The sequence below is a fragment of the Acinetobacter sp. S-1 genome, assembly GCF_059579785.1.
In genome coordinates, this window is record NZ_CM184207.1 from 3,676,535 (window position 1) to 3,688,037 (window position 11,503).

Genomic DNA, 11,503 nt, shown 5'->3' on the forward strand with positions numbered 1-11,503 from the left:
TACCGTTATGCCTCTTGTGGCAGGTATTGCTGAATAATGCTCGAAAAATCGAGATTGGCATTACCGCGCATGCACATTTGCTGATACAGCTGTTGCACCATGCCACCTAATACAACTGGTTGTTTGACCTGGCCTGCCGCTTCTACTGCAAGACCCAAATCTTTTAGCATCAGCTGAGTTGCAAAGCCGTCTTGATAGCCTCGAGATGCTGGGGCATTTTCATTAATATGCGGCCATGGGTTACACACATCTGAGCTCCAGCAACGACCGCTTGAGGTGTTAATGACGCCGGCCAATGCTTGTGGGTCGATGCCGAGTTTCACACCAAGTGCCATACCTTCGGCCACCGCTGCCATTGAAATACCCAAAATCAGGTTATTGCAGATTTTGGCAATTTGGCCTGCTCCAACATCACCACAATGAACTATGTTTTTGCCCATGTGGCTAAGTACAGGTTTTACTTCGTTAAAGGTTTGATCATCGGCACCCACCATAAAGGTTAAGGTTCCTGCTTGAGCACCAATGGTTCCACCAGAGACGGGTGCATCGCAGATTTTAATATTTTTGCTATGTGCAACAGTGGCAATGTCTTTAACGGTTTGTGGGTCAATGGTACTGCTATCAATGCATAAGCTACCTGCTTTTAGTACTTCTAAAACACCATTTTCACCTAAGTAAACTTCCTTAACATGCTTTGCCGCAGGCAGCATGCTAATGACCACATCAGCTTGTTTTGCTGCTGCCTGCGGGCTGTCGTAGACCACACCACCTGCCTCGGCGAAGTGCTGAATAGCAACTTCACTGAGGTCATATCCATAAACTTTGATTCCGGCTTTCAGTAGGTTATGAGCCATTCTGCCGCCCATATTGCCTAGACCGATAAAGGCGATATTCATCCGTGATCCCCTTAACGTAAACTAATGGTTGTATTTACACCGCCAACTTCATGGCTATCTTCAAACCAACGACTGGTAATGGTTTTAGTTTGAGTGTAGAACTGCACAGCTTGTTTGCCGTACGGCCCCAAATCACCCAGTTTTGAACCTCTTGAACCCGTAAAACTAAAGAAAGGCACTGGCACAGGAATTGGAATATTGATACCAACTTGACCAATATCAATTAAGTTTTGGAAAGTACGTGCAATCGCACCGCTTTGTGTAAATAGACCTACACCGTTACCAAATGGGTTGGCGTTGATAAGCGCAATCGCTTCATCAAGTGTGTCTACACAAATAATTGAAAGAACTGGACCAAAGATTTCTTCTTTATAAATACGCATGTCGGTATTTACGCCACTAAAAATCGTCGCGCCGACAAAGTTACCCGCTTCATAGCCTTGTACTTGAACATCACGACCATCGAGTAGCAACTCTGCACCTTGCTCAACACCGCTATTAATTAAGTCTAGCACTCGCGCTTTAGCACGTTTTGAAATGACAGGGCCAATATCAGTATTTGGCTCATGGCCTGCGTTTACTTTTAAGGTTTTCGCTTTTTCGACTAACTCTTGAATCCATTGTTTGCTGTCACCCACCATCACTGCAACCGACAATGCCATACAACGTTGCCCTGCTGCACCAAACGCTGCGCCGACTAGAGCATTTAAGGTTTGTTCTTTATTGGCATCAGGCATGACCACAACATGGTTTTTTGCACCCATCATCGATTGGACGCGTTTACCATGTTGCCCTGCAAGGTTATAAACATGTGTTCCAACTGCAGTTGAACCTACAAATGAAATCGCTTTAATGTCTTTATGTGTACACAAACGGTCAACCACTTCTTTACCGCCATGTACAACGTTAAGCACACCTGCTGGAACACCTGCTTGAATCGCAAGCTCAACCAGCATCATGGTTGATAACGGATCTTGTTCTGATGGTTTTAAAACAAATGTATTGCCACACACGATTGCCATTGGGAACATCCAAAGTGGAATCATGGCAGGAAAGTTAAACGGCGTAATACCCGCACAGACACCCAAAGGTTGCTGCAAGGTATAAGTGTCTACACCACGCGCTACACCTTCAACATATTCACCCATTTGCAAAGTACCAACTGAACAGGCATGTTCAACCACTTCTAGACCACGTTGAATATCGCCTTCAGCGTCTGCCAAGGTTTTACCCTGTTCAGCAGTTAGTACTTGCGCAATTTCTTTCATGTTGGCACGAATCAAGTCTTGTAGCTTGAGCATGATGCGCATACGTGCCTGAATTGGAGTCTGACGCCAAGAAGCAAAAGCATCTTGTGCAGCTTGAATAGCAGCGTCAACTTCTTTAACCGTTGCAAATGGTACGCGACCAATCACTTCCTGAGTCGCAGGATTAACAATGTCTTGCCATTCCTGTGTTTCAGATTCGATAAAGTTTCCGTTAATGAGTAATTTAGCGGTTTCCAATTCGATTTTTTGGATTGTGTTCATAACCTCTCCGTAGGCCATATTTTTATTGTGTTCAATTATTAGAAAATACTTATCTATGTATTTTCTTTATTCCAGTTTCAATTGAGACTAGCAAAGAAAACTTTGACCACCAACAGAAATTCATGCACGATTGTTGTGCAAATATGCACAAGGATGACAACAAAAATGAAAGTGGATTGGGATCATCTACATTTTTTTCTGGTTTTAGCTCGGACTAAAACTTTGACCAATGCTGCGCGGATTATTGGTGTTGAGCACAGTACAGTGGCTAGACGGATTCAGGCCCTAGAACTTGCTTTGGGTACAACGCTGTTTAAGCGTGAAGCGACGGGTTATGAGCTGACACTCGAAGGGATGGCACTGGTTCCTCGAGTTGAGCAAATGGAACAAGCCTTCTTACAAATTGAAAAACCACATCAACCTTTGCAAGGTCGTGTGCGAATTGGCACACCTGAAGGTTTTGGTACTGCGTTTTTAGCTCGGTTATTGGCTGAGTTCTCGATTCAATACCCACTGCTCACCATCGACCTAATTCCAGTGCCAAAAATGATTAAGCTTTCACACCGTGAGGCAGATATTGTGGTATCAATTGATCGTCCTACGTCTGGCCCTTACATCATTACGCGATTATCAGATTATTGTTTAAAAATTTATGGTAGCAAAAACTATCTGGCCCAAAACCCACCTATCCGAGCCTTAGAAGATTTAACCCAACATCGCTTTGTGAACTATATTGACGATCTGGTATATAGCCCTGAGTTGTACTGTTTAGAACGGTTACCTCTAAAGCTGAATGCCAACTTCCGTAGCAGTAGTATTTTGGCCCAACAAATTGCGGTGAGTGCTGGTGCAGGACTTGCGATTTTACCCAAGTTTTTGGCAGATGATAAACCGGAACTTGAAGAGGTGTTAGAACAACAAGTTCGCTTTACCCACACGTTTTGGATGCTGACCTTTGTTGATTTACAACATGAACCGCGCATTAAATTGGTTTGGGATTATCTACGCAAACAAGCTGACAAATATCAGCATTTGTTGGTTGATTAAAGAACCTAAATAAAAAAGCCAATCATGATCGATTGGCTTTTTTAAAATCATTTATAGTTCATTAAACAAGTTCTTGGTCTAATTTTTTGATACGTGGCTTATAGAACACAAAATATGTCACGCTTAAAACCACCAACCATAGTGGACTCACGTATACCGCTTTTAATGTATCTGGCTCGAGTGCCAAAATCACTAAAGTAAACAAGAAGAATGCAATAACGACATAAGCCATTAACACGCCACCCGGCATTTTAAATGTTGATGCAGCATGTAACTCTGGACTCAACTTACGGTAACGTAAATAGCACGCCATGATTAAAATCCACACGCTAATGAATAAAATGACACAGAGTGAACTTGCCAAAGTAAATGCTTCCATGGTGTTTGGAACAAAGTACTGAAGCACTGCCCCACCCATAATGAAAATACATGAGAAGATTAAGCCGTTCGATGGCACTGCACGTTTTGATAAACGGCCCAATGCACTTGGCGCCTGACCATCTTTTGATAAACCGAACAGCATACGACTGGTTGAAAATACGCCGCTGTTCATTGAAGACATCACCGAAGACAGTACAACCAAATTCATGATGATTGCTGAAATCGGAATACCCGCATTTAAGAACAACTCAACAAACGGGCTCTTATCTGCACGAATATGATTCCAAGGTGTCACTGACATCACCACAAAGAGTGCCAACACATAGAAAAGGATAATACGTAACGGAATAGCATTAATCGCTTTAGGCAGATTCGTTTGTGGATCTTTCGTTTCAGCAGCAGTTGTACCAATCAATTCAACGCCAATAAAGGCAAACACGGCAATCTGGAAACCTGCCAAAAATCCGCTTACGCCTTTTGGAAATATGCCGCCATGCGACCACACATTACTTACACTCACAACCTCGCCATGCGGAGCTTGAAAATGAGTGAGAAGCATGTAACCACCGACTCCGATCAGGCCAATAATGGCCAAAATCTTAATGAGTGCGAACCAGAATTCAACTTCACCAAATAGCTTAACGGTAAGAAGGTTAAGCCCTAAAATGAATAGTACACAGCCTGAACTAATCATGGCTTGTTGCATGGGTGAGAAACTGGTGCCTTCGGGCAGCCAGAAACTTAAATAGTTAATGACCGCAGACAAATCAGCAATACCGACCAGTACCCAGCCTAACCAATAAGTCCAGCCTATATAATAGCCAGCCCATGGTCCGATCAAATCATAAGCCATATCGACAAATGATTTGTAATGTAAGTTGGCAAGCAGTAGTTCACCCAATGCACGCATCAGAAAAAAGAACATGCCACCAATTATCATGTAAATCACGAGGATTGAAGGACCTGCGAGGGAGATGGTTTTGCCCGAGCCCATAAATAGACCAGTTCCAATTGCACCGCCAATTGCAATCATTTGTAGATGGCGATTATTTAATTTCCGTTGTAAATGATCAGGGGAGCTTGCCTCATCAGAATGATGAACCATTGTCATATTAGAAGTCCTTTTTATATTTTGCTTAACTTAAATCAGCAACCTATAGGGAGAAAAACGAACCGTATATCGTGGGTTGCTGAGTCTATACCTCAGGACAAGATGTTCAAGTATATTTTTTCCTTAATTGATAAATCGTTTGTCCTGATTTTTTTAAGTCACATTATTTATGTACTGCCTTCACGGCAATTTTAATTAATCAATCTGGGTTTCCAGATTAGCCGAAGTGTAGCATGTGATCCTGCTATATGTACTTTTCCAATACCCTCCAAACTGCTCTATCGATTCAAAAATAAACAATATTATTCCGATAAAAAATCTAATAAAAATAAAAAAAGCCAATCATAATTGATTGGCTTTTTAATAAAACTTAATGATCGTTGACGAGTTCACGTCCTAGTTTTTTCATACGTGGTTTATAGAGCACATGATAGGTAACACCTAAAATGACCAGCCACAATGGACTGACATATAAAGCTTTCAATGTATCTGGCTCTAATGCCAAGATCACCAAAGTGAAAAGCATAAATGCCAAAACAACATAACTCATCCAAACGCCACCTGGCATTTTGAATTTTGATTTTTCATGTAATTCAGGACGTAATTTACGGTAGCGTAAATAGCACACCATGATGAGACTCCAGACACTAATGAATAGAATCACACAAAGTGAACTTGCCAAAGTAAATGCTTCCATTGTGTTTGGAACAAAGTACTGAAGTACTGCCCCGCCCATGATAAACGTACAAGAGAAAATCAAACCATTTGAAGGGACTGCGCGTTTTGATAAACGACCAAATGCACCCGGTGCCTGACCATCTTTTGATAATCCAAACAACATACGACTGGTTGAAAACACACCGCTGTTCATTGAAGACATGACCGAAGATAGCACCACCAAGTTCATGATGATTGCAGAAACCGGAATACCCGCATTTAAGAACAACTCAACAAACGGACTTTTATCTGCACGAATGTGATCCCAAGGGGTTACTGACATCACAATAAACAGTGCCAACACATAGAACAAAATAATACGTACTGGAATCGCATTAATTGCTTTCGGTAAATTCTTCTGCGGGTCTTTCGTTTCAGCAGCCGTCGTACCTACAAGTTCCACCCCGACAAAAGCAAATACAGCAATCTGGAATCCTGCCAAGAAGCCTTCTGTACCTTTCGGGAATAAACCGCCATGTGACCAAACATTACTAATGCTTGCAACAGCGCCTTGCGGAGCTTGGAAATGGCTGAAAATCATGTAGCCGCCCACTCCGATCAGACCAATAATCGCCAAGATCTTAATGAGAGCAAACCAGAATTCAATTTCACCAAATAGGCGTACTGTTAAGAGGTTAAGACCCATCACAAACAACACACAACCTGCGCTAATCATGGCTTGCTGTATTGGTGAGAAACTTGCACCATCGGGTAGCCAGAAACCTAAATAGTTAATGACTGCTGAAAGGTCCGCAATACCCACCAGCACCCAACCTAACCAATAAGTCCAGCCCAAATAATAACCAGCCCAAGGACCAATCAGGTCATGAGCCATATCAACAAAAGATTTGTAATGCAGATTTGCAAGGAGCAACTCGCCCATTGCACGCATTAAGAAAAAGAACATTCCTCCAATAATCATATAGATCAAAAGGATTGAAGGACCTGCGAGGGAGATGGTTTTGCCCGAACCCATAAATAGGCCGGTTCCAATTGCACCGCCAATAGCAATCAGTTGTAAATGACGGTTAGACAGTTTTCGTTGCAGATGATCAGGAGAATTTTCTGTATCTGAATGACGAGCCGTTGTCATATTAAAATTCCTTTTTGAATTCCTTTGTTAAGATCAGCAACCTACGGCGAAAATCGAACCGTATGCCATAGGTCACTGAATCTGTTCACCAAAAATGACTGGTTAAACCGTATCTATCTTCCTTCTGTTAGATACATCATCATTTTTGGAGTAAAAACGAATTACTTTTGTGCTGCCGTCACGGCAATTTCAATTAACCAATCTGGATTAACCAAATCGGCCTGAATTGTGGCACGCGATGGAGCAACACACCCTTTTAACCAGTCAACCCAAATTGCATTTACGGTTGAAAAGTCAGAAAGATTTTTTAAATAGAGCTGTGCAGAGAGCAAGCGAGATTTGTCGGTATTGGCTAATGCCAAAAGTTCATCAATCGTTGCAAGAATTTCACGAGTTTGGCCTGCCACGTCTTGCTCGGTATTTTTAGGTACCTGACCTGACAGATAAACCACTTTGTTAAAAACAGTCACGGCACTCATGACTTCGTTAGTATTGATCTTTTGTATATCTGAATTCGACATTCGGATTTCCTTATACCTGATTAATAAATTGAACACGGGCGGTGACAGCACACATCAGTTCATAGCCCACCGTACCGGAAGAAACAGCGACATCATCAATAGGTAAAACGACGCCTGTACTTGATTGGCCCCAAAGCACGACTTCACTGCCGACTTTGGCACTTTCAATACCTGTTAAATCGACTGCCAACATATCCATGCTGACACGACCAATTGTGCGAGTGCGGACTGAGTCCACTAAAACAGGCGTACCTGTTGGTGAAATACGTTGATAACCATCGGCATAGCCGCAAGCAACAATCCCAATCGTCATGGGCTGCTCTGCGACAAAGTTTGAGCCATAACCTACGCTTTCATTCGGCTCTAAATACTGAACGGAAATAATTTCACTGCGTAAGCTCATGGTGGGTTGCAAGCCCCAATCAGCAATACTATGCGTCGGGTAGTCTGGCGAGCTGCCATACAGCATGATGCCGCTACGGGCATAATCTGATTTGAGCTGGTCTTGATAACGCAAAATAGCCGCACTATTACTTACCGATCTTTCACCCGGTAAATCCTTAACAATTTCTTCAAAAGCATTGATTTGATAATCAATACCTTGCTGGCCAAAACGCTCGCCATCTGCATCTGAAAAATGCATCATGTGGGTAATCTTGGACACGTTCGCCAAGTTATTTAAACGTTCCCAAGCCTGAACATAGTGCTGTGGTTTAAAACCAAGACGGTTCATACCACTGTTCATTTTTAGGCAAACATCAAATTGAGCAGGATAAGGATGCTTTTCTACCCACTCAATTTGCGCTTCACTATGAATGGTGAAACTGAGTTGATATTGCACACAATCAAATAAATCTTGAGGAGAGAAAATTCCTTCGAGCAATAAAATTGGACCTGTCCAACCTAAAGCACGAATACGTTTTGCTTCATCAAGATCAAGTAAGGCAAAGCCATCTGCTGCTTTAAACGCTTCATAAACACGTTCAATTCCGTGTCCATAAGCATTGGCTTTTACAACGGCAAAGACCTTACTGTTTGGCATAGCCTTGCGTACCACCGCCAAGTTATTTTGTAAGGCTTGACGGTGGATGACTGCGGTAATAGGACGAGGCATGATTACTTTCCTAACGTCCGTTATGCAGCATGCGCGTGTGAATAACGCTGAATTGAAAGGCCATCGGTACTGATATCAGTCTTGTGATTCAATACGATGTCACTGATTAATTTTCCTGAACCACACGCCATCGTCCAGCCTAGAGTACCGTGACCTGTATTCAAGAACAGATTTTTAAAGCGAGTTGCGCCAATAATCGGTGTACTGTCTGGTGTCATTGGACGTAAACCAGTCCAAAAAGACGCCTGTGCCATATCGCCGCCCGGGAACAAGTCCTGAGTCACCATTTGCAATGTTGCACGGCGGTCTTCATTCAGGCCTAAGTTAAAGCCACTTAACTCAGCCATACCACCTACGCGAATACGTTGGTCAAAACGAGTAATCGCAATTTTGTAGGTTTCATCAAGCACGGTAGATTGCGGAGCAAAAGCAGGGTCAACAATTGGAATCGTCAACGAATAACCTTTCACAGGATATACAGGCAACTGTAGATCAAGTGGTTTCAAGAAATCACGTGAATAACTACCAAACGCTAGTACATAACGATCTGCGGTTAAGACCTTACCATTGACCTGAACGCCCTTAATTTCATCGCCTTCAACAATCAATTTTTCTACGTTCTGGTTGAACTGGAAGTTAACACCCAACTCCTTAGCAATTTGAGCCAAAGCATTGGTAAATAAATAACAGTCACCTGTCTCGTCATTTGGTAAGTGTAAACCACCAACCAGTTTATCTTGCGCATTTGCCAAAGCTGGTTCTACACGACCAAGTTCGTTGCCATTTAATAATTCGTAGCTTACGCCGCATTCTTGTAGCACGCTAATGTCGCGTTGAACCGCTTCCATTTGAGCTTCTTTACGGAATAACTGCAAAGTACCTTTAGCACGGTTTTCGTAATTAATGCCTGTATCTTTTCTAAGTTCACGTAAGCAATCACGGCTGTATTCAGCCACACGCATCATACGTTCTTTGTTCACAGCATAACTTTGCGGATTACAGTTTTTTAGCATTTGAGCCATCCACTGTAATTGCCACATGCTGCCATCTAAATTAATCGCAAGCGGTGCATGGTGTTGGAACATCCATTTCACAGCTTTAAAAGGGATTCCTGGTGCTGCCCAAGGAGTAGAATACCCAGGCGAAATTTGACCTGCATTACCAAAGCTTGTTTCTTCAGCAGGACCTGACTGGCGATCGAGAACAGTAACCTCAGCTCCTTGTTGAGCTAGATAATAGGCACTTGCCACTCCAATAACGCCGCTACCTAAAACAATTACGCGCATTTCCATTCCCTCACGCACACCAGTTTATTTAACTAGTATATTTCTGCTTCAATAGTTTATTTCACTGTTTTTCAGGCTATAATCTAGGTAAATTTATGTTTTTCTCGCGAGAATTTAAAAAAAAGAGGAAATATCTATGCGCCCCTTAGATCGTATAGATCGCATGATTCTGGACATTTTGCAGCGTGAAGGACGAATTGCGATTAGTGAATTGGCATCGAGAGTTAACCTGTCGACCACCCCTTGTTCAGAGCGTGTAAAACGCCTAGAACGCGATGGCATTATCATGGGTTATTACGCTCGGCTAAACCCAGCCTTTGTGGACCGTAACCTGCTTGTCTTTTTAGAAATTAAGTTATCTGCCAAATCTGGCGATGTGTTTGATCAGGTGGCTAGAGATTTAGTCGAAATTCCTGAAGTGCTCGAATGTCACCTTATTTCTGGCGAATTTGACTACCTTGTAAAAGCGCGTTTAAAAGAAATGAGTGCATACCGCCGCTTATTAGGAGATCTGCTAAAGAAACTCCCTGCTTCGGCATCGTCACACAGTTATGTGGTTATGGAAGAAGTCAAAGAAACTCTATATCTCGATGTAAGCAAGTAAAGCGAAGCTTCATTGAATTCGCTTTACTCACGTTTTGAAAATTAGAAATATTTTAAAATCGAAATATGTTTGTTTTGATGTTTGAACTTCGAGAACCATTTAACCGCTGGGTAGAGTGCAAAAGACAACACAATCGTGATTAACCATAGCATCCACACATGATTGACCGACAAATAGTTTCCGTAGTTAGCTCCCCACACACTGAGTGCAAACACATACATGAGTTTCAACACATATAAATGCAGTAAGTAAAAGAACATAGGCACCGAGCCAAACACCACCAAGGGTTTTAGGAATGAATATTGCTGCATACGCTCAAAAGCAACAAGCGCAAGCAAGCCAATTCCAACATTCAGCAAAATAAATAATAAAGACGGTGGATACTTAGTGAGGTTAAAAAAGCTCATAAGGCTAAGTTGTAATGACTCAAAATGTTGCCACGGCTGGTCGCCATAGACATTGATAAAACGCAGTAAAACAAACAATCCAATACTTACTAAACCAAGGCTAAGTAAAGTGCGGCTTCTTTGCTTTGCTGAATATTTTGAACTAAAGAACTGACCTAGCGCATAGCCCAATAAAATCACGCCAATCCAAGGTAAAACAGGATAGCTTGTGCGAAGCTTGATGCCTGCAAACTCAAGCCAACCACGGTCATGTAAAACAAACCATATATTTTGTAAGATGCCTTGAGAGAAATGTACTGAATCTAATAAATTGTGCCCAAAAACAATAACCAAACCTGCACCCGCAAGAACAGGCAAAGGCAAACTTACACAGCAAGCCAAAACCACCATGCTAATGCCGATTGCCCAAATTACCTGTAAATAAATGACTTCGGGTGGAAAGGTAGCTGTCCAAGCAAAGTTCACCAGCGTGAGCTCAAGCCCAATCAAAAATAAGCCACGCTTTAATAAAAAAGCTCGAGTTTGCTGTAAGTCTTGTTTTTTTGATTGAAATAAAAATGCAGAAATACCGGTTAAAAGTACAAAAACCGGAGCACAGATATGTGCCAATAACCGACTACCAAATAAGGCGGGTTCAGTCACGGTCACATCCATTGGATCTATGACCTGCTTATGCAGATAGAAAGTTTCTCTTACATGGTCAAGTAGCATAATCAAGATAACTAAACCGCGTAAGGCATCAATCGACTGTAAACGCTCAATATTTTTTTCTAAAGGCATAGCGATAATCAACAAAA

10 protein-coding genes are annotated in these 11,503 nt (G+C 42.2%); 2 read left to right on the forward strand and 8 right to left on the reverse strand.

Features of this window, described 5'->3' with window-relative positions:
* Window positions 1-5: 5 nt before the first annotated feature.
* Both mmsB and AC52J8_RS17635 read right to left on the reverse strand, forming a co-directional pair.
* On the reverse strand, window positions 6-896 hold the full coding sequence (gene mmsB / locus AC52J8_RS17630; RefSeq protein WP_086398804.1) for a 3-hydroxyisobutyrate dehydrogenase: 891 nt from the start codon (window positions 894-896) through the stop codon (window positions 6-8).
* 11 nt (window positions 897-907) lie between these two features.
* Window positions 908-2,425, reverse strand: coding sequence for a CoA-acylating methylmalonate-semialdehyde dehydrogenase (locus AC52J8_RS17635; RefSeq protein WP_032063986.1), 1,518 nt, complete (start codon window positions 2,423-2,425; stop codon window positions 908-910).
* 165 nt (window positions 2,426-2,590) lie between these two features.
* Here AC52J8_RS17635 and AC52J8_RS17640 point away from each other — a divergent pair, with 165 nt between their 5' ends.
* Window positions 2,591-3,472, forward strand: a complete 882-nt coding sequence (locus AC52J8_RS17640) for a LysR family transcriptional regulator (RefSeq protein ID WP_005071920.1) — start codon at window positions 2,591-2,593, stop codon at window positions 3,470-3,472.
* A 61-nt stretch (window positions 3,473-3,533) separates the two neighbouring features.
* On the opposite strand, the gene AC52J8_RS17645 is transcribed toward AC52J8_RS17640, so the two are convergent.
* From AC52J8_RS17645 to AC52J8_RS17665, 5 genes are all read right to left on the reverse strand, one after another.
* Window positions 3,534-4,964 carry an amino acid permease gene (locus AC52J8_RS17645; RefSeq protein WP_171293755.1) on the reverse strand — a complete coding sequence of 477 codons (1,431 nt, stop codon included), beginning with the start codon at window positions 4,962-4,964 and terminating at the stop codon, window positions 3,534-3,536.
* A 370-nt stretch (window positions 4,965-5,334) separates the two neighbouring features.
* Complete coding sequence (locus AC52J8_RS17650) at window positions 5,335-6,774, reverse strand: amino acid permease (RefSeq protein WP_086398805.1); 1,440 nt, start codon at window positions 6,772-6,774, stop codon at window positions 5,335-5,337.
* Between the two features lie 161 nt (window positions 6,775-6,935).
* Window positions 6,936-7,295 carry a RidA family protein gene (locus AC52J8_RS17655; protein WP_000071347.1) on the reverse strand — a complete coding sequence of 120 codons (360 nt, stop codon included), beginning with the start codon at window positions 7,293-7,295 and terminating at the stop codon, window positions 6,936-6,938.
* A 10-nt stretch (window positions 7,296-7,305) separates the two neighbouring features.
* Window positions 7,306-8,409 carry an alanine racemase gene (alr, locus tag AC52J8_RS17660; protein WP_086398806.1) on the reverse strand — a complete coding sequence of 368 codons (1,104 nt, stop codon included), beginning with the start codon at window positions 8,407-8,409 and terminating at the stop codon, window positions 7,306-7,308.
* 20 nt (window positions 8,410-8,429) lie between these two features.
* Window positions 8,430-9,695, reverse strand: a complete 1,266-nt coding sequence (locus AC52J8_RS17665) for a D-amino acid dehydrogenase (RefSeq protein WP_002118025.1) — start codon at window positions 9,693-9,695, stop codon at window positions 8,430-8,432.
* 136 nt (window positions 9,696-9,831) lie between these two features.
* On the opposite strand from AC52J8_RS17665, the gene AC52J8_RS17670 reads away from it, so the two are divergent.
* Window positions 9,832-10,299: an Lrp/AsnC ligand binding domain-containing protein gene (locus AC52J8_RS17670; RefSeq protein ID WP_005804788.1), complete on the forward strand. Its 468-nt coding sequence runs from the start codon at window positions 9,832-9,834 to the stop codon at window positions 10,297-10,299.
* Between the two features lie 41 nt (window positions 10,300-10,340).
* Here the strand turns inward: AC52J8_RS17670 and AC52J8_RS17675 are convergent, their stop codons facing one another.
* A complete protein-coding gene (locus AC52J8_RS17675) occupies window positions 10,341-11,486 on the reverse strand; it encodes an acetyltransferase domain-containing protein (RefSeq protein WP_031966913.1) in 1,146 nt (381 codons plus the stop codon).
* Window positions 11,487-11,503: the final 17 nt, after the last annotated feature.

Excerpts from the sequence above, each read along its gene's own strand:
- mmsB (WP_086398804.1), bottom strand. The coding sequence starts at position 896 with ATGAATATCGCCTTTATCGGTCTAGGCAATATGGGCGGCAGAATGGCT.
- AC52J8_RS17635 (WP_032063986.1), bottom strand. The coding sequence starts at position 2,425 with ATGAACACAATCCAAAAAATCGAATTGGAAACCGCTAAATTACTCATT.
- AC52J8_RS17640 (WP_005071920.1), top strand. The coding sequence starts at position 2,591 with ATGAAAGTGGATTGGGATCATCTACATTTTTTTCTGGTTTTAGCTCGG.
- AC52J8_RS17645 (WP_171293755.1), bottom strand. The coding sequence starts at position 4,964 with ATGACAATGGTTCATCATTCTGATGAGGCAAGCTCCCCTGATCATTTA.
- AC52J8_RS17650 (WP_086398805.1), bottom strand. The coding sequence starts at position 6,774 with ATGACAACGGCTCGTCATTCAGATACAGAAAATTCTCCTGATCATCTG.
- AC52J8_RS17655 (WP_000071347.1), bottom strand. The coding sequence starts at position 7,295 with ATGTCGAATTCAGATATACAAAAGATCAATACTAACGAAGTCATGAGT.
- alr (WP_086398806.1), bottom strand. The coding sequence starts at position 8,409 with ATGCCTCGTCCTATTACCGCAGTCATCCACCGTCAAGCCTTACAAAAT.
- AC52J8_RS17665 (WP_002118025.1), bottom strand. The coding sequence starts at position 9,695 with ATGCGCGTAATTGTTTTAGGTAGCGGCGTTATTGGAGTGGCAAGTGCC.
- AC52J8_RS17670 (WP_005804788.1), top strand. The coding sequence starts at position 9,832 with ATGCGCCCCTTAGATCGTATAGATCGCATGATTCTGGACATTTTGCAG.
- AC52J8_RS17675 (WP_031966913.1), bottom strand. The coding sequence starts at position 11,486 with ATGCCTTTAGAAAAAAATATTGAGCGTTTACAGTCGATTGATGCCTTA.